Source organism: Campylobacter concisus (assembly GCF_002913865.1).
GTDB classification, from domain to species: Bacteria; Campylobacterota; Campylobacteria; order Campylobacterales; family Campylobacteraceae; genus Campylobacter_A; species Campylobacter_A concisus_AM.
In genome coordinates this window covers 1-21,842 of record NZ_POYX01000131.1, presented here as the reverse complement: position 1 = coordinate 21,842, position 21,842 = coordinate 1, and the positions used below count along the sequence as shown (strand labels likewise).

Annotated in this window: 25 protein-coding genes and 2 pseudogenes; 21 read left to right on the top strand and 6 right to left on the bottom strand. The window is 41.3% G+C overall.

Features of this window, described 5'->3' with window-relative positions; genetic code table 11:
- The first annotated feature begins 6 nt into the window (after window positions 1-6).
- The 7 genes from CYP77_RS08550 (at window position 7) to CYP77_RS08520 (ending at window position 6,342) form a co-directional block, all read left to right on the top strand.
- Window positions 7-1,722 (top strand): phosphoethanolamine transferase, encoded by a 1,716-nt coding sequence (locus CYP77_RS08550; RefSeq protein ID WP_103599743.1) that lies wholly within the window; start codon window positions 7-9, stop codon window positions 1,720-1,722.
- Between the two features lie 26 nt (window positions 1,723-1,748).
- Complete coding sequence (locus tag CYP77_RS08545; protein ID WP_021088157.1) at window positions 1,749-2,390, top strand: thiol:disulfide interchange protein DsbA/DsbL; 642 nt, start codon at window positions 1,749-1,751, stop codon at window positions 2,388-2,390.
- Window positions 2,391-2,490: 100 nt separating this feature from the next.
- Complete coding sequence (locus CYP77_RS08540; RefSeq protein WP_002939975.1) at window positions 2,491-3,405, top strand: branched-chain amino acid transaminase; 915 nt, start codon at window positions 2,491-2,493, stop codon at window positions 3,403-3,405.
- A 16-nt stretch (window positions 3,406-3,421) separates the two neighbouring features.
- On the top strand, window positions 3,422-4,534 hold the full coding sequence (locus tag CYP77_RS08535; RefSeq protein ID WP_004317857.1) for a prohibitin family protein: 1,113 nt from the start codon (window positions 3,422-3,424) through the stop codon (window positions 4,532-4,534).
- 2 nt (window positions 4,535-4,536) lie between these two features.
- Complete coding sequence (gene hisIE, locus CYP77_RS08530; protein WP_103565835.1) at window positions 4,537-5,271, top strand: bifunctional phosphoribosyl-AMP cyclohydrolase/phosphoribosyl-ATP diphosphatase HisIE; 735 nt, start codon at window positions 4,537-4,539, stop codon at window positions 5,269-5,271.
- On the top strand, window positions 5,261-5,791 hold the full coding sequence (locus CYP77_RS08525) for a DUF2393 family protein (RefSeq protein ID WP_103565833.1): 531 nt from the start codon (window positions 5,261-5,263) through the stop codon (window positions 5,789-5,791). Before hisIE ends, CYP77_RS08525 begins: the two co-directional genes overlap by 11 nt.
- On the top strand, window positions 5,791-6,342 hold the full coding sequence (locus CYP77_RS08520) for a DUF2393 family protein (RefSeq protein WP_103565831.1): 552 nt from the start codon (window positions 5,791-5,793) through the stop codon (window positions 6,340-6,342). Before CYP77_RS08525 ends, CYP77_RS08520 begins: the two co-directional genes overlap by 1 nt.
- A gap of 157 nt (window positions 6,343-6,499) precedes the next feature.
- On the opposite strand, the gene CYP77_RS08515 is transcribed toward CYP77_RS08520, so the two are convergent.
- From CYP77_RS08515 to modA, 4 genes and pseudogenes are all read right to left on the bottom strand, one after another.
- A complete protein-coding gene (locus tag CYP77_RS08515; protein ID WP_004317853.1) occupies window positions 6,500-7,831 on the bottom strand; it encodes an acetyl-CoA carboxylase biotin carboxylase subunit in 1,332 nt (443 codons plus the stop codon).
- Complete coding sequence (gene accB / locus CYP77_RS08510; RefSeq protein WP_103565829.1) at window positions 7,831-8,283, bottom strand: acetyl-CoA carboxylase biotin carboxyl carrier protein; 453 nt, start codon at window positions 8,281-8,283, stop codon at window positions 7,831-7,833. The genes CYP77_RS08515 and accB overlap by 1 nt, the downstream gene beginning before the upstream one ends.
- 85 nt (window positions 8,284-8,368) lie before the next feature.
- Window positions 8,369-9,027, bottom strand: a pseudogene (locus tag CYP77_RS08505) (molybdate ABC transporter permease subunit).
- 8 nt (window positions 9,028-9,035) lie between these two features.
- Window positions 9,036-9,734, bottom strand: a complete 699-nt coding sequence (gene modA / locus CYP77_RS08500; protein WP_103565827.1) for a molybdate ABC transporter substrate-binding protein — start codon at window positions 9,732-9,734, stop codon at window positions 9,036-9,038.
- 127 nt (window positions 9,735-9,861) lie between these two features.
- Here modA and CYP77_RS08495 point away from each other — a divergent pair, with 127 nt between their 5' ends.
- The 14 genes and pseudogenes from CYP77_RS08495 (at window position 9,862) to CYP77_RS10230 (ending at window position 18,066) form a co-directional block, all read left to right on the top strand.
- Complete coding sequence (locus CYP77_RS08495) at window positions 9,862-10,950, top strand: nicotinate phosphoribosyltransferase (RefSeq protein ID WP_103565824.1); 1,089 nt, start codon at window positions 9,862-9,864, stop codon at window positions 10,948-10,950.
- Between the two features lie 8 nt (window positions 10,951-10,958).
- Window positions 10,959-11,456 (top strand): chemotaxis protein, encoded by a 498-nt coding sequence (locus tag CYP77_RS08490; RefSeq protein ID WP_103565822.1) that lies wholly within the window; start codon window positions 10,959-10,961, stop codon window positions 11,454-11,456.
- A gap of 112 nt (window positions 11,457-11,568) precedes the next feature.
- Complete coding sequence (locus CYP77_RS08485; RefSeq protein ID WP_410002950.1) at window positions 11,569-12,384, top strand: menaquinone biosynthesis family protein; 816 nt, start codon at window positions 11,569-11,571, stop codon at window positions 12,382-12,384.
- Window positions 12,381-12,650: a flagellar biosynthesis protein FliQ gene (fliQ, locus tag CYP77_RS08480; protein ID WP_223154231.1), complete on the top strand. Its 270-nt coding sequence runs from the start codon at window positions 12,381-12,383 to the stop codon at window positions 12,648-12,650. The genes CYP77_RS08485 and fliQ overlap by 4 nt, the downstream gene beginning before the upstream one ends.
- The gene (locus CYP77_RS08475; protein ID WP_103565818.1) at window positions 12,647-13,444 is read left to right on the top strand and encodes a UDP-N-acetylmuramate dehydrogenase; all 798 of its coding nucleotides are present in this window, start codon (window positions 12,647-12,649) and stop codon (window positions 13,442-13,444) included. The genes fliQ and CYP77_RS08475 overlap by 4 nt, the downstream gene beginning before the upstream one ends.
- Window positions 13,445-13,452: 8 nt before the next feature.
- Window positions 13,453-13,941 (top strand): addiction module antitoxin, encoded by a 489-nt coding sequence (locus tag CYP77_RS08470; RefSeq protein WP_103565814.1) that lies wholly within the window; start codon window positions 13,453-13,455, stop codon window positions 13,939-13,941.
- A gap of 62 nt (window positions 13,942-14,003) precedes the next feature.
- A complete protein-coding gene (gene recA, locus CYP77_RS08465) occupies window positions 14,004-15,101 on the top strand; it encodes a recombinase RecA (RefSeq protein ID WP_002940852.1) in 1,098 nt (365 codons plus the stop codon).
- Entirely contained in the window at window positions 15,101-16,351 is a 1,251-nt protein-coding gene (gene eno, locus CYP77_RS08460) for a phosphopyruvate hydratase (protein WP_103565812.1), read from the top strand. The genes recA and eno overlap by 1 nt, the downstream gene beginning before the upstream one ends.
- A gap of 104 nt (window positions 16,352-16,455) precedes the next feature.
- On the top strand, window positions 16,456-16,638 hold the full coding sequence (locus CYP77_RS10295; protein ID WP_180385140.1) for a hypothetical protein: 183 nt from the start codon (window positions 16,456-16,458) through the stop codon (window positions 16,636-16,638).
- 5 nt (window positions 16,639-16,643) lie between these two features.
- The gene (locus tag CYP77_RS08450) at window positions 16,644-17,504 is read left to right on the top strand and encodes an AMIN domain-containing protein (protein ID WP_103599742.1); all 861 of its coding nucleotides are present in this window, start codon (window positions 16,644-16,646) and stop codon (window positions 17,502-17,504) included.
- 40 nt (window positions 17,505-17,544) lie between these two features.
- Window positions 17,545-17,685: pseudogene (locus CYP77_RS08445) on the top strand (integrase); the annotation flags it as partial.
- A 63-nt stretch (window positions 17,686-17,748) separates the two neighbouring features.
- A complete protein-coding gene (locus CYP77_RS10290) occupies window positions 17,749-17,826 on the top strand; it encodes a hypothetical protein (RefSeq protein WP_315969874.1) in 78 nt (25 codons plus the stop codon).
- Window positions 17,798-17,935, top strand: a complete 138-nt coding sequence (locus CYP77_RS10235) for a glycerate kinase (protein WP_258033446.1) — start codon at window positions 17,798-17,800, stop codon at window positions 17,933-17,935. The genes CYP77_RS10290 and CYP77_RS10235 overlap by 29 nt, the downstream gene beginning before the upstream one ends.
- Window positions 17,929-18,066, top strand: coding sequence for a hypothetical protein (locus CYP77_RS10230; protein WP_258032350.1), 138 nt, complete (start codon window positions 17,929-17,931; stop codon window positions 18,064-18,066). The genes CYP77_RS10235 and CYP77_RS10230 overlap by 7 nt, the downstream gene beginning before the upstream one ends.
- On the opposite strand, the gene CYP77_RS08435 is transcribed toward CYP77_RS10230, so the two are convergent.
- Together CYP77_RS08435 and CYP77_RS08430 are read right to left on the bottom strand one after the other, a co-directional pair.
- Window positions 18,026-21,016 carry a molybdopterin dinucleotide binding domain-containing protein gene (locus tag CYP77_RS08435; RefSeq protein ID WP_103565804.1) on the bottom strand — a complete coding sequence of 997 codons (2,991 nt, stop codon included), beginning with the start codon at window positions 21,014-21,016 and terminating at the stop codon, window positions 18,026-18,028. The two genes, CYP77_RS10230 and CYP77_RS08435, sit on opposite strands and share 41 nt — an antisense overlap.
- 12 nt (window positions 21,017-21,028) lie before the next feature.
- On the bottom strand, window positions 21,029-21,766 hold the full coding sequence (locus CYP77_RS08430) for a 4Fe-4S dicluster domain-containing protein (protein WP_103565864.1): 738 nt from the start codon (window positions 21,764-21,766) through the stop codon (window positions 21,029-21,031).
- Between the last annotated feature and the right edge of the window lie 76 nt (window positions 21,767-21,842).

Sequence of the window (21,842 nt, the reverse complement as noted above, 5' to 3'; positions counted from 1 at the left end):
TAAAAAATGACCAAATTTTTTAATACCATTATAAAAAGTCCATTTATAAATATATTTGTGATTACAACAATTGTGATGTTTGTTGCAAATGTCTATAAAATTTACTTTTTTGAAGGCACCGACCGCATAGCTCTTATGCATATGGCAAGAAGCTTAACTACTATATTTTTATTAAATTTAGTTATCACACATATTCTTTACTTGCTAAGTCGTGGGCTATTTAAAGGGGTTTATCTGGTTTATGCACTAATAATTTTTATTCTATGTTTTATAAATTTTTTCACTTTAACAAGTTTAAAAACAGATATAAATATAGCGATAATAGATAGTGTGCTACACACAAATCCAGATGAAGCCGGTGAGTTTTTTCAGACATTTTTTGAAGCTAAATATCTAGTAGTTGCTATACTTTTATGCATCATCTTTTATTTTATGACAAGATATAAAAGATCTAGCACAAAAGAATTTAGCCGAAAAACTATCATTGTCCTTTCGGTAATTTATATAGCCTTTGCAGCTGTATTCTTTACAAAATCAGCAATGAGAATATCGTCTAATAAAGCTGATAGAGCTATAAGCAAGCTCTCAGAACACATCCTGATAAACTATGCTTTTGTTTTAAAAAAATATCTTTTAGATGATAATTTTTTAGCTAGCAATAAGCAAATTTTAAAAGATTACGACGTATCTAAAGCAGCAAATCAAAACATAAAAGCTGAGCAAAAAGTAGCAAATGCAGTCTTTGTGATCGGTGAAAGCTTGCAAAGAAACGAGATGAGCGTTTATGGATTTGGCTTGCCAACTACACCAAATTTAATGACTTTAAAACAAAGTGGCAATGCCATAATCTATACAGATACTACCGCCCCTGACACATATACAAATGGTTCTCTTTCAAAGGTTTTAAATTTCTCAAACTATGAAAGCAAAGAGCCTTGGAGCAAGAGTTTAAACATCGTTGATATGTTTAGTCTAGTAGGATACAAAACAGCATGGATAAGTAATCAAAGCAATATCGGCGGATATTCTACAACACAAAAAAGTGTTGCAGATAGAAGTGATATCACATTTTTTACACAAAAATTTGCATCAGCTACAAACTATACTGGTAGAGAGACAGATGGCATACTTTTGCCTGAAATTTCAAAGATAAAACAAAGTCTTGGAGAGTCAAATTTTTATATCATTCACCTAATGGGAAATCACTTTAAATACGACCTAAGGTATCCAAAAGATTTTTCAAAATTTACAGCTAATGATCTGCAAAACAAAATGAATCATGGGCAAAAAGAGAGCTTTGCATGGTATCTAAATAGCGTACTTTATAATGACTACGTGATAAATGAAATTTATAAAATTTTTAAAGACGATGAAGCTTTGATAGTCTATCTTTCTGACCATGGCGAAGCTCTTTTTGAGATAGATGGCATAAGAGGCCATGGCATGATAAACCGCTTTGTTTTAGAAATTCCACTCATTTTTATAGGTACTGATAAATTTAAAGCAAAATATCCACAAATTTGGCAAAAGCTTGAAGTGGCAAAAGATTATAAATTTATGAGTGATGACATCATTCACACTTTTGCCGACATCGTAGGCACACAACCACTCGAATATAACGCATCAAGAAGCTTAATAAGTGGTGAATTTAATGCGAGTAGAAAGCGCCTAGTAAATGGTACTGACTATGAAAATATCAAAAATGTAAAGCCACAATGGTAAATGACAAAAAATAATAAGGAGCAAAGATGAAGCTTATAAAAATGCTAATTTTAAGTGCGTTTTTTGCGCTAAATTTATCGGCACTGACTGAAGGTGTGGAGTATCAAACTCTAGCAAAACCGCTTAACGTGCCTAAAAACTCAGTCGTCAAGGTCTTTAGCTACGACTGCCCTCACTGCTATAAATTTGACCGAACGATCACAAGAAAGCTGATGTCAAAGCTTGACGGGGTCAAATTTATCCCATATCACCTAAGCACCAAAGGCAAGCTTGGCGAGACTACAAGTAAAATTTTCGCCGCTCTTATATCGATAGATGAGGCAAATGGGACTGATCTGCTAAGCGATGAATCTAAATTTAAGCAAGCTAAATTTGCGATATATAAAGCAAGACACGATGAAAAAGATGACTTTAATGACGGCAAAGATAAGCAAAGATTTATAGATCTAGCGCTAAATGCGGCTCACGTGAGCAAAGACGAGTATGAAAAAGCGCTAAGCTCAGAGCGTGCAAAAGAGCTTTTAAACGAGTGGTTTGCCTCTTATGATGTAGCTAGCATCAGCGGTGTGCCAGCCTTTGTGGTAAGCGGCAAATATCTGATAAATTTAAACGCAGCATCGTCGATCGACGAGATGGCAAAGACGATAAAAGAGCTTTTAGATAAGTAACTTTAGCCTAAAATTTACGGACATTTTGGGCTTAGAAATGTAAATTTAAAGCAATTTTAGATAAACTCGGATCAAATTTCTAAAAAAGAAAGGTTTAATTATGAACGCTTCAGAATTCATCTGGATGGATGGAAAACTAGTAAAATGGGACGATGCGAAAGTACACGTTCTAACTCACTCTTTGCACTACGCTAACGCTGTATTTGAGGGCACAAGAGCTTATAAAACAAAAAAAGGTCTAGCTATTTTTAGACTAAAAGACCACACAAAAAGACTTTTAAGATCAGCAAAAATGACAGTTTTAAACGTGCCTTACACTGAAGAAGAGCTTGAAAAAGCACAGATCGAGCTACTTCGCGCAAATAAATATAACAGCAACGTCTATATCCGCCCACTTATCTTTTTAGGATACGGCGTAATGGGCGTAGCGCACACAAAAGCACCAGTTCAAACTGCTATCGCTTCATGGGAGTGGGGCGCATATCTTGGCGATGAAGGCTTAGAAAAAGGCATCAGAGTTAAAATTTCAAGCTTTGCTAAACTAGCCCCTGCTGCTCAAATGAACAGAGCAAAGGCTAGCTCAAACTATCTAAGCTCACAAATGGCAAACTACGAAGCAAAAGAGGCTGGATACGACGAGGCGCTACTTCTTGATAGCGAGGGCTTTGTGGCTGAAGGTCCAGGCGAGTGCTTCTTCATCGTTGAAAATGGCGCATTGATCACTCCACCAAACGACAACAGCCTACTTAGCATCACTCAAGATACAGTCATAAGACTAGCTCACGACCTTGACATCGAAGTAAGAAGAGAGCGCATCACAAGGGATCAAGCATACACAGCTGACGAAGCATTTTTCACTGGTACTGCAGCTGAAGTAACTCCGATAAACAGCATAGATAACCGTATCATCGGCAACGGTGCTAGAGGCGAAGTGACAAAGAGACTACAAAAAGCTTACTTTGACGTAGTTTATGGTCTAAACAAAAAATACGAATCATTTTTAACATATATTTAAGATTTAAAGGAACGAAATGCCCGCTGATTTAAATGATTATTTCAACAAAAAAAAGCCAGGTAATGACAACAGGGGCTCAGGTCAAAATAACGACAAAGAGCCACCTTTTAAAAAGGATTTTAAAATGCCAAATATACCAAGCGGCTTTGGCAAATTTGGTGCGCTAGCCTACATAATAATCGCCATTATCGCGATCCTTGCTATCACTCAGCCATTTAAAGTGATACACTCAGGCGAGGTCGGCATCAAAGCCACAGCGGGTAAATATGAGCCAAATCCTTTGCAACCAGGATTTCACTTCTTTTTGCCATTTATCCAAAACATCATCGTAGTTGATACTAGAGTTAGGATCATCAACTACACTTCAGGCGAAGATATGGGCGAAAGCTTGCAAAAGTCTTATCAGGGAGCTGGAATTTTACGCAAAAACTCGATCTCAGTTTTGGACGCTAGAAATTTACCAGTTAGCATCGATATCACCGTGCAATACCGCCTAAATCCAGAAAATGCACCACAAACTATCGCATCTTGGGGCCTTAGCTGGGAGAGCAAGATCGTTGATCCTGTCGTGCGCGACGTGGTTCGCAGCATCGCTGGTAAATACACAGCCGAAGAGCTACCAACTAAGAGAAATGACCTAGCAAGGCAGATAGATGAGGGCATAAGAAAAGACATCGACTCTCAGCCAAACAAGCCAGTCGAGCTTCTAACTGTGCAGCTTCGTGAGATCATCTTGCCTTCAAAGGTAAAAGAGCAGATCGAGCGCGTCCAGATCGCTAAACAAGAGGCCGAGAGGACAAAATACGAGGTCGAGCGGGCAAATCAAGAGGCTCTAAAACAAGCTGCCCTTGCAGAAGGTAGTGCAAAAGCTGCTATCATCGAGGCAAAAGGTAAGGCAGATGCTATCAAGATCGAGGCTGATGCGACTGCGTATGCAAACAAAGAGATCGCAAAAAGTGTTGATCAAAATTTATTAAATTTAAAACAGATCGAGACACAAAATAGATTTAACGACGCTCTTAAAGAGAACAAAGATGCCAAAATTTTCTTAACACCTGGTGGAGCTGTGCCAAATATCTGGCTAGATGCAAAAGATAGGGCAAAAGCTAGCTCGGTTAGCGAAAGGTAAAAATGAATAGCGTAGCAAAAAGTATAGACTGGCAAAAGGTTGGTGGATTGCTCCCAGTGGTGGTTTGCGATCACGCTACAAACGAGGTTTTGATGCTTGCTTATATGAATGAAGAAGCACTAAGCTTAACTCTATCTAGCCGCTACGCTCACTACTTTTCACGCACTAAAAATAGAATTTGGAAAAAAGGCGAAGAGAGTGGCAACACGCAAGAGATCAAGGCTGCATTTTTAGACTGCGACAACGACACTTTGCTTTTAAAAGTCGTTCAAAAGGGAGGCGCTGCTTGTCACACTGGGGCAAGGTCTTGCTTTTTTAACGAGATAAATTTAGAAAATTTAGAAATTTCAGATGAAAAAAGCGAGGTTAAAAAGCCAAGTTACGGCGTCATTGACGAGCTTTATCACGTTATAGAAGATAGAAAGCTAAATGCTGATCCGCAAACTTCATACGTAGCCAGCCTCTTTAAAAAGGGCGAAAATCAAATTCTAAAAAAAGTTGGCGAAGAGGCGAGCGAATTTATCATGTCCGCAAAGGATCTTAGCTTTGCTAAAAATTTAGGCCAAGACGTGCAAAAAGCAAAAGATGACCTCATCTATGAAGCAGCCGATCTTTGCTTTCACGCGCTTGTCGCACTTTCAGCCCACAACATACATCCAGATGCCGTCAAAAACGAGCTTGCAAGACGTTTTGGCATGAGCGGTATCGAAGAAAAAAGATCGCGAGATGTTAAATAGCATCAAGCATAACATACTTTTCATACTGCAAAATGCGAAACTTATCGACTTTCTAGCCTATGGCTGGGTGTTTTTAGCCTTTATATTTATCGTGCTTTTAGGAATTTTCGTCGCGATAAAATCATGGTGGCAGATAGGATTTTTGTTTATCCTAGCTGGTTTTTTCGGACTTTTTGCAGGCAACTACTACGCAAACAAATATATAAATGAAAATCTAAGACCAGTTAGCATAAGCAAAATAAACACAAAACAGCTTCAATATGTCGATGCGTTGATGGTTGATTTTAACATCACAAATAATTCAAACTACACATTAAACGTTTGCAAAATCGAGCTTGGCTTCTACCTTGGCTCAAAGCAAAGCGCGAGAAATTTTCTAAATTCACTAAACCCATTTGCTAAAAAAAGGATCATTTTAAATGAAGCGCTTTTGCCAAAGCAGAGCAAGCAGATAAGAGAATTTGTCAATGACTTTGCCTTCATTGACTACAATATCACCAAAAAAGCGGAGTGTTTTTGATGAGTTCAAACTACTTTACTATCGTTCATATCATCGTGCTTTTTGCGATCGCACTACTTTCTATTTTATTTCTTGTGCTCTCGCTTAGAGCCGAGCGAAAATTATTTTTATCGCTACTTTTTACAAACATTTTGGTCTCAACCACGCTTGCCATTTTTTTGATGCTAGTTCTTGATAAATACACCAAAAAAGGCATAGTCGAAGGCGTAAAGAGCGAGCGAGTGTTAAGAAATGAAAGCATTGTATTTCGGGGTCAAGTAAGAAATGTCGGTAAATTTACCATTAGCAAATGCACCCTTACAATTAAGCTCATAAATCAGCCGCTAAATAAAAATGACCTCGGTGGCGAGGCGCTATTTAAACCAAGCGGGATCTCATTTTTCTCATGGGTTTTTGGAGGCGATGAGGATGAGAGACCAAACACTGTGGCATATAAATTTGACGTAGCTCAAAATTTACCAAAGCAAAAAGCGGTACCATTTACAGTGATTATGCCCTACCCGCCATATTTTAAAAATGGTATGAATATCACAAAACTTAGTTGCTACTAATAAATTTAGATAAATTTTTAGTATTTATTGCATTTTGTAGTTACAATCTGGCTAAATTTCTCTTAAATTTAAAATAGCTCAACTAATAAAAATTTGGCTTATATAAAATAAGAAATTTTAAACCAAAGCCAAAAAGGCAATGGTTTAAAATTTAGTTTTAATGTCTTGAAAGATAGTTTGTATCGTAGTTGTTGCTTAAAAAGTCTTTGTTTTCCATCATGGCGATGTGAAAGTCTTTTGTTGTTTTGATGCCACTTATTATGAGCTGATCAAGAGCAACTTTCATCTTGTGGATCGCTCTGTTTCTATCAGTGTCCCAAACAACGAGCTTGCCGATCATACTATCGTAATACGGCGGTATAGAGTAGTCTTGGTAGATGTGGCTATCCATTCTCACGTTGCGGCCGCCTGGGCAGACATATTTTGTGATCTTGCCAGGGCATGGTGTAAAGGTGTTTGGATCCTCAGCTGTGATCCTGCACTCGATCGCATGGCCTTTTAGCTCGATGCTCTTTTGTGACGGTAGCTTTTCGCCCTCAGCCACTTTTATCATAAGCTCGATGATATCAAGCCCACTTACCATTTCGCTTACAGTATGCTCGACTTGGAGCCTTGTGTTCATCTCGATGAAGTAAAAGTCTAAATTTTTATCGACCAAAAACTCAAACGTACCTGCTCCCTCGTAGCCGATCGCTTTTGCTGCTTTTATGGCAGTTTCATGTAGCCTCTCTCTTGTTTTTTCATCAAGCAAGATAGCTGGGCTCTCTTCGATCAGCTTTTGGTGACGGCGCTGCATAGAGCAGTCGCGCTCGCCTATGTGAAGCACGTTGCCGTGGCTATCGCCGATGATTTGAACCTCGATGTGGCGTGGATTTAGGATATATTTTTCCATATACATCGTGCCATCGCCAAATGCACTCATCGCCTCGCTCTCAGCAGACCAAAATGCTTTTTCTAAATCAGCCTCTTTTTCAACCACGCGCATACCGCGTCCGCCGCCGCCTGCCGCAGCTTTTAGTATGACGGGGTAGCCTATCTTTTTGGCTAGCTCTTTTGCAGCTTTTGTATCAGCCACAGCGCCGTCTGAGCCAGGGATGACTGGCACGCCAGCTCTTTGCATGACCTGTTTTGCCTTGCTCTTATCGCTCATTAAAGCCATCGCAGCAACGCTTGGTCCAATGAATTTGATCTTGTGGTGTGAGCAAATTTCAACAAAATTTTGATTTTCACTTAAAAAGCCATAACCTGGGAAGATAGCGTCTGCTTCGCTGATCTCAGCTGCGCTTATGATAGCTGGGATGTTTAGGTAGCTGTCGCTTGAGCGCTCTTTACCGATGCAAATGGCCACGTCGGCGTATTTTACGTAAAGCGCGTCTTTGTCAGCGGTTGAATAAACTACAACGGCTTCTTTACCCATCTCCTTTATCGTTCGCAAAGCACGAAGAGCGATCTCACCGCGGTTTGCGATTAAAATTCTTTTTAATTCCATTAATTTTTCTCCACGCCAAATAACGGCAATCCAAACTCAACTGGCTGTCCGTCAGAGACTAGCATCTCGGTGATCTGGCAGTCAAATTCAGCCTCGATCTCGTTCATGATCTTCATAGCTTCGATGATGCCCACTACATCGCCTTTTCTCACTCTTTGACCTACTTTTACAAATGGTGCAGCGCCTGGGCTTGGAGCAGCGTAGAAAGTACCTACCATAGGAGATTTTATGCTATCTTTTGGCGAATTTGCAGCTGGTTTTACCTCTGAGCTAACGACAACATTGACAGGTGTTGGCGCTGGAGCTGCTGCTTGTGTCACTGGCTTTGCAGGCGCGCAATAATCAGCAAATTTCTCTACCTCGACCTCAAAATCACCACTTTTTATCTTGATATGATTCATCTCCATACCATTAAAAAATTCGATAAGCTCTTTTATATCTTCTTTTTTCATAGAAAATTCTCCTAAATTTTTATATAAGCCCCTAATTGTAGCGAAATTTAAATAAATTTAATTTTTAGCTGGCATAAATTTTGTGCTAAATCCTACTTTTTTCTAGCAAATTTATAATAAAAAATAAGATAAAACTAAGCACAACTAAAACAAGGCTTAAGGCGAGTGCCTGATCGCTTCTGCCGTCATAGACTGCGTTGTAGATAGCAAGTGAGATGGTGTCTGTTTTGCCTATGATATTGCCGCCTAAAATGAGCGTTATGCCAACCTCGCCAAGTCCTCGCGAGAGCGCTAGGATAAAGGCTGCTGCCACGCTTTTTGCGATGCTTGGGAAAAGCACCAAAACCGCTGTTTGAAATTTATTTTTACCAAGGCTGTATGCCGCCTCACTAAGGCTTTTTGAAAGTGAGCTAAGCGCTGAGGCTACGGGCTTTACAAAAAGTGGCAATGAGGCTATGAAAGCTGCTATAACAAGGGCTTTAAAGCTAAAGACGATCTCTAAATTTAAAGCTCTGCCGATGATGCCATTTTTACCAAGTAGATAAAGCAGTAAAAATCCAGTCGCAATGGGTGGAAATATGAGTGAAAGGTGACTATCATCTCGGCAACTGCTCTAAATTTAGAGCTGCTAAAAGCTAGAAAATAAGCAAGAGCTAGCCCAAAAATAGCGAGCAAAAGCCCTTGGCAAAAAACGACCTTTATGCTTAAAAGTAGCGGATCAAAAAGCCAAGTGAGCTCTTGCAAATTTCGCCCTATCTTATGCCAAATTTAGCGTAAATTTCTTTTGATCTCTCGCTTTTTAGCTCGTCTATAAATTTCTCGCAATCAGCCTTTTTCTCGCATCCTTCAAGCTTTGCAGCTACGATGTTTGCTGGTGCATAAAGCGCCTTATCTATCAAGATAAAACTACCAAATTCATCCTTGTGCGCGTTTAGCTCAGTTTGGTTGATAAAGCCAGCATCAACTTCGCCGTTTAATATATAGGTAACGACCTGTGGCACGCCTGCAACTGCTAAAATTTTATCCTTTAGCGCGCCCTCTAAATTTGCTTTTTGCATAAACTCACTCGCTCTCTTGCCATAAACTGTCTTTGCCGCGTCTGGCATAGCTATTTTTGAAAGCGTTTTTAGCTCATCAACTTTTTCTATTTTTACGCCCTTTTTAGTAGCTAGCACCAAGGCGCCAGAGCCTAAATTTACATATTCAGTGATCTTTAGATCAGACTTCTTTAAAAAGTCCTCATCGCCTACGATCACGTCAGTTTTGCCCTCTTTTGCCTGTGCCATGATCGCTTTGATGTTTGCAAAAGAGGTGTCAATATTTACTCCGTCTTTTTTAAGATTTTGCGCGACCGCCTCGACTATCTTTTTATATCCACCGCCTGCACTTACTAGCAAATTTTCATTGCAAAATGCAAAGACTGCAACCATTAAAAGCAAAATTTTTTTCATACTTTTTCCTTTAAAAATAAAATTTCAAGATTTTATAAAACATACTCTTATACATTCTTAAAATATATTTTTACAATTTTACTCTTTCGCCAAAATGGTATAATCTCGCAAAAACAAAAGGATGGACATGAACGAACTTGAGCTAAAGATGCAAGGCAAGATAGAGAGGCTAACAGATAAGACTTTTAGGCTAGATCCAAGGATCGGCGAGGGCTATTTCACGGCGAAATACTTTCTAAAAGTAAATGAGATAATTAAGCAAAACCTGCCAGATCAGCACGTGACGATGCAGTTTTTTCAAAGGCGTGATGATATCGTACTTTGTGGCATCGACGAGGTTTTAGCGATAATCAATAAATTTGCCAAAAATCCAAGCGAGCTTGAAATTTACGCACTTGATGATGGAGATATCATAAACGCAAACGAGCCAGTTTTAAAGATAAGCGGCAAGTATGAAAATTTCGGCTTTTTAGAAAACGTGATCGACGCGACACTAACTAGAAGAAGCTGCGTGGCGACAAACTCCAGAGACGTGATAAAAGCGGCAAATGGCAAGGATGTCTTTAGTATGGCTGATAGACAAGACGACATCTGCACGCAGCCAGGCGACGGATACGCATCATTTGTAGGTGGCATCAAAAAGGTCGCCACAGACGCTCAGGGCGAGCTTACCGGGTTAAAAGGTGGCGGCACCATGCCTCATGCGCTCATTCAAATGTGCGGCGGAGACGTGGTGAGGGCTTGCCAAATTTATGCTAAAACCTTTGAGAACGAGCAGATTACGGCCTTGGTTGATTACAACAACGATGTGATAACAGACGCTTTAAAGGCAGTAAATGCCCTAAAAGAGAGGCTTGGCGCGGTTAGAGTGGATACTAGTAAAAATTTGATAGATAAGTATTTTGAAGGCAAGGATACGAGCAAATTTGACCCACACGGCGTTTGCAAGGAGCTTATATTTGCCCTAAGAGAGGCGCTTGACAAGGCTGGCTTTAAGCACGTTAAAATCGTCGTTAGCTCAGGTTTTAATCCGCAAAAAATGAGCGAATTTGAGAAATTTAAAACCCCAGTTGATATTTACGGCGTGGGAAGCTATCTTGTTAAAAATGATATTTGTGGCTTTACAGGCGATCTAGTCGAGCTAAACGGCAAAAGTGAGGCTAAATTTGGCAGGAAAAATTTCGCTTCAGATAGGCTAAAGAGAGTTAAATTTTAGGAGAGAAGATGAAATTTATAAAAATTTTAACGATTCTGTCGCTTTTACTGACTGCTTGCATCGCCGCAAACTACGCTAACGCCTTTGAAAAAGTTGGCATCTTTGAAGACGGCGTTTATCGCTTTAGTCAAAATGGCATCGGAGTCAAAAAAGACCTGCTTGTAAAGGTGATCTCCGTGCAAAACGCGGACAACTCGCGCAAAAAGATCATCTCCATGCTAAATATCCCTAAAAAATCTAAGATTACGGACTTTAAGACAAGCGATGCAGGCGTGATTGTCTGGCCGTTTTACGAGTTTGAGGGCAAATTTATAACGACAATAATCGTTGAAAATATAAAAAAAGAAGATAGCGATCAAAAACTGATTAAGATGCTTGAACTTAAGCATCCATTTTACTCGACGCTCCAAGCTCGAAGAAAAGGGGCTAAAGACGCCATAGACGTGAAATACGTGCTAAATTTCAAAGAGGCAAAGCTAGTAAAATCGTTTCAAAACCGCCCTTAAAACTTTATTTTAAATAAATTTCATTAAAATGGCGTAATCAAAAAAAGGATCATCTTTGCACAATCTAAAAACCATAAACGTCGCCCACTCGCCTGATGCTGACGATATTTTCATGTATGCTGCGGTCAAATTTGGCTGGGTTAGCAGTAAGAATTTAGCCTTTACATCAAAGGCGCTTGATATAGAGACACTAAACGAAGAGGCGCTAAAAGGCACTTATGAGGCCACAGCGATCAGCTTTGCGCTCTATCCTAAAATTTGCGATGAATTTGCACTTTTACGCTGTGCGGTGAGCTTTGGCAACGGATATGGCCCAAAGCTTATCAAGCTAAAAGATAAGCAGCTAAAGAGAAATTTCAAGGTCGCACTCTCTGGCAAAAACACGACAAACGCCCTGCTATTTCGCATAGCCTACCCAGAGGCAAGGATCGTTTATAAAAATTTCTTAGAGATCGAAAATGCCGTGCTTAGCGGCGAGGTCGATGCTGGCGTGCTTATACATGAAAGTATCTTAAATTTCTCAGACCAGCTCTGCGTGGAGCGCGAAATTTGGGACATCTGGAGCGAGCTAAATGGCGAAAATTTACCGCTTCCACTTGGTGGCATGGCGCTTAGACGAAGCCTGCCGATAACCGACGCGATCGAGTGCGAGAGAGTGCTTAGCGAGGCCGTTAGGATCGCTACTTCACACAAGCCATTTTTATCTCACATGCTAATGGAGCGAAATCTCATCAGAGTTGGCAAAGAAGAGCTTAAAACGTATCTAAATTTATACGCAAATGACGAGTCAATAAGTATGAATGAAACGCAGTTAAAATCGCTAAATAAGCTCTATCAAATAGGCTATGACAAAGGCTTTTTTGAAAAAGCTATCGACGTAAATGACTACCTCATCCCAACTGAATACAACGAAGTAAGGTTTAGCTGATGCAAAGTACGCTTGTCTCACTTGGAGTTGAAACCTTTAAGATCGCCCTTTATATCAGCCTTCCGATGCTGCTAAGCGGACTAATCGCAGGTCTTATCATCTCCATCTTTCAAGCGACCACGCAGATCAACGAAACCACGCTAAGCTTTGTGCCAAAAATTTTGCTAGTCGTCGTTGTCATCATATTTTTAATGCCTTGGATGATCTCGATGATGGTTGAATTTACCACCCGTATGCTTGATTTTATACCGGAATTTATCCAGTGACGAGGCTTGTTGATTTTTCTAAATTTACCTCGGTTAGGATAGGTGGCGTGCATGAAATTTTCGAGGTTGATAGCCTTGAAGATCTAAGCTCACCTCACTTTTTAGGCGCTGTGATGATAGGCGGGGGCAACAACCTTCTTATCTCGCCAAATCCCCCAAAAATGGCAATGCTTGGCAAGAGCTTTGACTATATAAATTTAGAAATTTGTGATGAAAAAATTTGTCTTGAGATAGGTGCTGCGACAAAATCAGCCAAAATTTATAACTTCTGCAAACAAAACAACATCGCTGGCCTTGAGTTTTTAAAAAATATCCCAGGCACACTTGGCGGACTTATAAAAATGAACGCTGGACTGCTTAAATTTAGCATAAGCGACAACCTCACGCATGTGCGTCTGGCTCGTGGCTGGGTGAGCAAAGATGAGATAAGCTTTAGCTACCGCCACAGCGGTATAGATGAGGCCATTTTAGGGGCTAAATTTGAGCTTCAAAGTGGCTTTGATGCAAGCATATCTGAAGCTATAAGTGCAAAAAGGGCAAATCAACCAAAAGGCGCTAGCTTTGGCAGCTGCTTTGTAAATCCTGAAGGGCACTTTGCAGGGGCAATGCTTGAGGCAGTTGGACTAAAGGGATACGTGATCGGCGGAGCGAAATTTAGCGAAGAGCACGCAAATTTTTTGATAAATTTTAACCACGCAAGCTTTGAGGACGCCACTAGCCTTATAAATTTGGCTAGAGCTAGAGTTTTAGAGAAATTTGGCGTAGAGCTTAAGACTGAAGTTTGCATTTTATAAGGATGATGATGAGTGAGTTTTTGAGCGAAGTTTTTACCCTTTCACTTTTGTTTATAGCTATCGGTCTTTACGCCATTTATAGGGCTAAAAAGGCACAAAACGAGCATGAGAAAAATGTGGCTGATTATGATAAAAACTTGCTAAATTTTGCCAGAATTTTAGGCGTAAAAGATCATATCGACCTAGTTAAATTTGATGAAATTTTGGCTGAGGCCTTAAAAGAAAAACTAATTTTTAAATTTAATAAATCTACCTCGCAAGAGGAATTTATCTCTTTTATAAAAGATGAAAATTTCAAAACCAAACCCCAAATTTCACAAAATCATATCGATGAAGCTTTTTTAAAACTTTGCGCAAGCTCGCTTGTAGAGCCACTAAAGCTTGCGATACTAAAAAATGAAGATCAAATTTATGGATTTTTGTTTGAAAAAGAGCAGCTTTTTGCCCTTATTGATAGCGCTGCGCTGCTTGGCGAAAATATTATAATTTGCGAGTAAATCAAGTAAAATTCATCTCTTTTTAGATAAAATCAAGCCAAATTTCAACTATAAGGTAAAAAATGGCAAAAGAAAAAGATAGTGACAAAAAGATAGCTATCCCAGAGAGCGAAGCGGACAAGAAAAAGGCGCTTGAGCTTGCGCTAAAGCAGATCGATAAAGCTTTTGGCAAAGGCACGCTTTTAAGACTTGGCGACAAAGAGGTTGAGGCTATCGAGTCGATACCGACTGGCTCGCTAGGACTTGACCTAGCTCTTGGCATAGGCGGCGTTCCAAAAGGCAGGATCATCGAGATCTACGGACCAGAGAGCTCTGGTAAGACTACGCTCACACTTCACATCATCGCTGAAGCGCAAAAAGCTGGCGGAATTTGTGCGTTTGTCGATGCAGAGCACGCACTAGACGTAAAATACGCTTCAAATTTAGGTGTAAATACCGACAACCTCTACGTCTCTCAACCAGACTTTGGCGAGCAGGCACTTGAGATCGTTGAGACACTTGCAAGAAGCGGTGCGATCGATCTTATCGTAGTTGATAGCGTCGCCGCCCTTACTCCAAAGAGCGAGATAGACGGCGATATGGGCGATCAGCACGTTGGTTTGCAAGCAAGGCTTATGAGCCAGGCGCTTAGAAAGCTAACTGGAATTTTAAGCAAGATGAAGACAACTGTTATCTTCATCAACCAAATTCGTATGAAGATCGGTATGATGGGATATGGCACGCCAGAGACTACAACTGGCGGTAATGCACTTAAATTTTACTCATCTGTAAGGATCGATGTAAGAAAGATAGCCACACTTAAACAAAACGACGAGCCTATCGGCAACCGCACAAAAGCAAAAGTCGTTAAAAACAAGGTGGCACCTCCATTTAAAGTAGCTGAATTTGACATCATGTTTGGCGAGGGTGTGAGCAAAGAGGGCGAGATCATCGACTATGGCGTAAAACTCGACATCATCGACAAATCAGGTGCGTGGTTTAGCTACAAGGCCGAAAAACTGGGTCAAGGCAGAGAAAACGCCAAAGCCTACCTAAAAGAGCACCCAGAAATTTCTGATGAGATAGTAGCGGCGATAAAAGGCTCAATGGGGATTGATCACCTAATAAGCAGCGGCGCAAAAGACGAAGACGACGACACAAACGAAGCAGGAGATGAATAATGGTATTTATTGAAGATGTAGAAGCTCACGAGGTTTTAGATAGTAGAGGCAACCCAACAGTTCGTGCGACAGTTAGACTAAGCGACGGCACCGAGGCAAGCGCAATCGTACCAAGCGGCGCAAGCACTGGCAAGCGTGAGGCGCTCGAGCTTCGCGACAAAGACGAAAGATATGCTGGCAAGGGCGTTTTAAAGGCTGTTTCAAACGTAAATGAAAAGATCGCTGAAGCAGTGATAGGACTTGATGCTTATAACCAAAAAGCAGTCGATGCTGAGATGCTTGAGCTTGATGGCACGCACAACTACTCAAATTTAGGCGCAAATGCGGTCCTTGGCGTATCTATGGCAGTAGCTCGCGCAGCTGCAAAGAGCCTAAATATCCCGCTATACCGCTACCTTGGCGGTGCAAACGCTAGCATCTTGCCAGTGCCGATGTTTAACATCATAAATGGCGGCGCACACGCAAATAACAGCGTTGATTTTCAAGAATTTATGATCATGCCATTTGGCTTTAGCACATTTAGCGAGGCACTAAGAGCTGCAACTGAAATTTACCACAAGCTAAAATCTATCCTAAACGCAGCTGGACACAGCACTGCTGTCGGCGACGAGGGCGGCTTTGCTCCAAATTTAAAAGACAACGAAGAGCCACTAAAGCTTATCTCACAAGCCGTAAAAGAGGCTGGATATGAGCTAGGCAGCCAGATAAAACTTGCCCTTGACGTCGCTTCAAGCGAGCTTTATAAAGACGGCAAATACGAGCTTGAAGGCAAGAAATTTAGCAGCGACGAGCTCATTAGCTACTACGAAAAACTTTGTGAAAAATATCCGATATTTTCTATCGAAGATGGCCTTAGCGAGGATGACTGGAGCGGCTGGGCTGAGCTTACAAAAAGGCTTGGCAGTAAGGTACAACTAGTTGGCGACGATCTATTTGTCACAAATGAGAAAATTTTACGCGAAGGCATCGAGAAAAAGATCGCAAATGCGATCCTTATCAAGCCAAATCAAATAGGCTCAGTCACGCAAACTATGCAAACTGTCCGCCTTGCTCAAAGAAATGGCTACCGCTGCATCATGAGCCATAGAAGCGGCGAGAGCGAAGATGCGTTTATCGCTGACTTTGCGGTCGCACTAAACACTGGCGAGATAAAGACGGGTGCCACTTCAAGAAGCGAGCGCAACGCGAAATACAACCGCTTGCTCGAGATCGAGCTTGAGGCGGGTGAGTTTTTAGGGGATAATATTTGAGCGAAATTTTAGATGAATATGGCAAAGAAGATGGCATATTTCATAAAATCGTAAAATTTGTTCGGCCGACACTGCGCTACGTCATAGCCACCATTTGCGTGGCTATGTTTGCCTTTTACGTGGGCAACATGATGTTTGGCAAACGCTCACTTGATGTGATGCTAAGCCTTCAGAGCAAAAAAGAGAGGCTTAGCGAAGACGTGGAAATTTTGAAAAAACTAAACGCACGTCTGCAAAAAGATTATTTTGAACTACAAGGCCTTGAGCCAGACTCTAATAAAAAGTAGGAACGATGAAGAAAATTTGGTTAGTTTTACCTATCTTGACTGCGAGCTTATGCGCCAGAGAAAACCCATTTATGCCTATTAGCGAGCTAAACACAAGCGTTATTACGACAAATGTCGTAGAAAAATATGACAGCTTCAACTCGCTCTCGTTTAAATTTCCAAGCGATGCGATGCTTTTGCTTGATGTCACCATAAGATACAGAGCAAATGACGGCAGCATAAAAGAAAAAAGACTAACCGATATAAACAAAACTATCGACTGGAACGATGAATTTGCCCTAAGCAAGATGAAAAATCCAGAACCAGTCGCAGCTAAAAAACTAGACGTTTCTGTCACGATGGCAGAGGTGCCAGCTCAAAAGGTTAGCACGCCAGTGATAATAGGAAAAAATGAGACTAAAATTTCAAACAAAGATAGAAATAAAAGCTCAGATGTGCCAACTCCAAACGTCGTGGTGATCGACCTTGGCACAAAAAAAGTAAAAGAGCTTGCTAAGCCTGAACAAAAGGTAGTCGAAGTTAAGATCGAGCCAGCTACAAAGCCTATCCAAGAGATAAAAAGCAGCGAAAAAGAGGTGAAATTCTTAGGATTTGTGAGCTTTTTAGCACATGAAAAAGAGCTAAATATCATCACAAAAGCTAAAAATTTAAAGCACTTTGCTTACGAGAAAAATAAGATCGTGCTTGACTTTGCAAAACCTCCAAGAAGCTTTAAAACTAGAAATTTAAAGCTTGAAAACGATACTTTTAAAAACGTAATAATCGGCTGGCACGATAGCTATTTTAGAGTGGTTTTAGAGCTTGATAAGATGCATAAATATAGGCTTGAAACCGCCGAAAATGGATATGTGCTTAAACTTTTATAGTTTTTATATTTAAATTTAAGCCTACTATTTTTAAATTTCTCTTTGTCGTAACCAAAAAAGCTTAACACTAGTGCAAGAAGCCCTTGGGCATGCCAGCCTAAACACCTCGATAATTTACACACACTTTGTTAGTGACAAGCTAAAACTTGCAGCAAAAGTGGCTGAGGATCTGGCGAACTAGCCTAAATTTATCAAATTTAGCCGTGGTATTAGCGGAAGTGCGACAAATGATGCTGGTATAGGTATGCTAAGCGCTCTTGGCTTTAAATTTTATGACAAAAACGGTGCTTTACTTGAGGGAAGATCTAGCTCAAATTTGTGACTTTTTAGATGAAGAGGCACTAAAAGAGCTAAAAGAGTGCGAATTTCTAGTAGCCTGTGACGTGGATAATCACTCTACAGACAAAAGGGCGCAAATGGTCGCATGGTAAAGCAGCTTGATGATGGGCTAAAGCACTTTGCGGGGCTTGTAAAGGAGAGATGGCAAGCAAATTTACTCTGCTCACCAAATTTATATCAAACTAGCCTATCTTTCTTATCTTTGCTGGCAGTGCTTGTCTAGCGCAAGTACCCACCAGCCAGTCATTTAGGCTAAATTCGCCATTTCTTTTTGGATCAAGAAGTCCAAGCTTGTTGTGATTGACCCCTTTTTCTAAATTTGCTATCCCAAAAGCTGGCTTTCCATCGACGGTGTGCGTTCTTATACCAAACTCATCATGGCCAAATCCATGCTCTATGCTGATAACTCCGCTAGCAACACCGTCTGTTACAAATGCCTCGCCAACCTGCGCTCCATAAGGCGTAGTCACTTTGACCTTATCGCCTGAGCGAATGCCCTGCTCGCTCGCTACATCTGGTGCTATCCTTACGAAGTTGCTAGGATGAACGGCTCTTAGCCTTGGGCTAATAAAGGTGTAGAAGTGCTGGATATTTGACTTTCTTGAGCTAACTGTGTATTTCCACTCAGAGCGTGGGAAAAATTTCTCAAGCGGCGTGCCGTCACTTGCTACTGGCAACATTAGACTTGGCACTCCTGGCATATATTCGCCTGTTACCGAGTGTCTGTGTCCGCCAAGTGGCTCATAGTAGATAGAGGCTGGCGTAGGTGCTGGCACTTTTACGGTTGCTTTATCGCCCTTGTACGCGCTCTCGTAGCTATCATATCTACCGCCTTTTGCTAGCACGTGCGCTACTTTTGGTCTCTCTTCGTCTTTTAGATAAGGATCAAGCTTTGTCATCACTCTTGATATCTTACTAAGCTTTTTGTCCTCGTCGCTTATATCTTTCACACCCTCGCCGTCAAAGGCTAAATTTGCTAGTGCAGCTGCGTAATACTGCTCTTTTACGTCAAGGTCCATGAAATTTCCGTCTTTGTCTTTGAAGGCATTTTTGCCAAAGCCTTTTAGCCCAAGCCTCTTTGCTACGGCTATATAAAACGCTTCAACGTCGATCACGCCGCCGTTTTTATCCTTTGCCTGCTTTGAGCTAACGGCTGGATAGCGCACGACTGAAGTTTTAGCGATCGTTCCCCAAAGAGAGTTTGGAAGCGCCCAGTTTTCTAAATTTACCCCGTCTGGCACGATGTAGTCAGCATAGGCGTTTGTCTCGTTCATGAAGGCGTCGATACCCACGAAAAGTGGTAAATTTTTACTATCTTTTAGTGCGTCTAAGACCGCTCTTTCAAGTCCTGCTTGGCCGTAAAGTACGTTTGTCATGTAGTTTATGAAAACTTTTACTTTGTATGGATAGCCAGCCTTGTGGCTCGTGAGCGTTTCATTTACAAGTGGCATAGAGATAGGATACCATGGCTGAGTCGATGGATAGCCGCTGCCGCCAGCTGCTACTTTGCGCTTATACTCAGAGCTTGTTTCGTAGTATTTGCCTGATCTTGATAAATTTAGACCATTTGGCTTATAAGCGCCCTCAAAGCTCTCAAGGTCATATCTGCCCTTTAAAAACTCGTGTGTGCCGGCACTTGCATTGACGTTGCCGCCTTTGTAGCCGTAAGTGCCCATTAGCGTATTTAGACAAAGGATCGCAAAAGTAGTCATACCAGCTTGCGTATGCATCATTCCGCCATGCACGTTTGTGCTCACCTGTCTGCCATTTTTGGTGAAATTTTCACAAAGCCAGATGATATCTTCAATGCTTACGCCACAAATTTTTGAGTACTCCTCTAAGCTGTGCTTATAAGCTGACTCTTTTAAAAGCTGCATTGAGCTTTTTACCTCGACTTTTTTGCCGTCTATTAAAATTTTGCCTTTGTAGTAGAGCTTGGCTGGTTCATTTACCTTGTAGCTTTGTATCTTGCCATCTTGCGAGCAGACTTGCCACTCGTTATTGATAAGTGCAAATTTGCCGTAGTCTTTGTGGTCTTTTTCGGTGATGACTAGATGCGTGGCGTTGCACCAGTGTATCTCACCTGCTAGCTTTGCTTGGTCTAAATTTGGCTGGATAAGGTAGTTTGTAGCGTATTTTTCATTTTCTATGATCCAGCGTATCATCGCCATGGCTAGAGCTGAGTCGGTGCCTGGCTTTATCGCTATCCAGCGGCCTTTGTCTGAAGAGGCGTATTTTACAGCATTTGTAACGCTTGGGTCTACCACTGCATAACTAAAGTCATCTCTAGTGCCTCTTGCGTAAGAGAGCATTTTTGCCTGTTTTTGGAAAGGGTTGCCACCATTTGACGGCGAAGTGCCCCAGTAGATAACAAATTTAGAGTTTTCATAGTCTGGTTTTGTGTGTGCAAAGCCCTTTGCGTTGTGCGTGATCTTACCACCGACCCTAAAGCCACCACCGCAAATTCCGCCGTGTGAGTAGTGATTTATAGTGCCAAATGACTTTTTGACAAAGCGATCAACGATGTCAGAGCGTCCGTCGTATAGATAAAAGCTTAAAAATTGATTGCGCTTGGTGCCATACTCTGGGTTTTCGCTGTCGATTAGCTCGTCGCTATATATCGCTCTTAGTCCGTCCACGTGCCCCTCACCAAAGAGATCTCCGCCCTCTACTACCTCTTCTACTAGCTGCTCAAAGCTTATGCTCTTCCACTTGCCCTCGCCCCTTTTGCCAACTCTTTTTAGTGGTGTTAGTATCCTTGCAGGCGAGTCTATCATCTCAGGCAAGATCGCCCCTCTAGCGCAAACTGTGGCACGCTTTTCATCTTCGCCGCTTAGTGTTGTGGCAAGCAAAGCGTCGTTTATCGATGTATCAAAATTTGCCCAGTGTACGTTTGATAGTGGGTGGTATGGGTTTCCGCTACATCTTAAAACTTTGTCGTTTTTATCATCTACGTGAAGTCTTATGCCACACTTTGTCGTACAGCCGTGGCACATTGAAAAGACAACGCTATGTCCGTCGTTAAGTGAAATTTTGCCGTCTTTTACGCTAAATTCAGGCTCTAGTGAGTTTGACTGCGGTTTGTAGTCGTCTTTTTCGCCGTCTGCTAGCACAGCGCTTGCGGTTAGTGTTGAGAGTACGGCTGATCTTTTTAAAAATTCTCTTCTTTGCATTGCTTATTTCCTTTACTGCGCTATCTCTTCGCTCCAGCTGATAACCTTTTGATATCCGTTTTCAAGCTCGAGTTTCTTATCGTTTTTAGCCAAAATTTCGCTAACGCCGTGGTAGAACACCTGTGGATTTGTATTTTTAGGGCTATCTATGACCATAGTCTCATGTGTGGCTAGAAATTTTCTGATATTTGAGTTAGGATCGTTAAGATCGCCTATTATACGGCTACCACCCACACAGCTCTCTACGCATGCTGGCTGAAGTCCCACTCTTAGTCTGTGGTCGCAGAAGGTGCATTTATCGGCCTTGTAGGTATGCAAGCTAAGATATCTTGCGTGATATGGACAGGCCTCCACACAAAGCGCACAGCCTATACACTCTTTTGTGTCGATCTTTACGATGCCGTTGCTTCTTTGGTAGCTTGCGCCAGTTGGACAAACGTCGATACAGGCTGGCTTGTTGCAGTGGTTGCAAAGTCTTGGAAGTGACGCAATGACCGCCATTTTACCGCTTTTATCTTTTGCCTCGTACTCAGAGACGATGGTTCTAAAAGCACCTGGCTGAACGTCGTTTTCCAACATACAGCTCATAGTACATGACTGACAGCCAACACATCTTGTTAGATCTATCGCCATGCCGTAGCGAACGCCACTACCGCCAAAGTCCTTTGGTGCTGCCTTTAGCACAGTCGTAGCGAAAAACAGTCCTGCAGCTGTGATGAAGCTGCGACGAGAGTTTAGGGTCTGTTGCATAAGAAATTCTCCTTTCTTTTTAGAAGTTTTTCTTATTTTAACATAGTAAATTTTTTTTATAAAGTTTATTTTATCT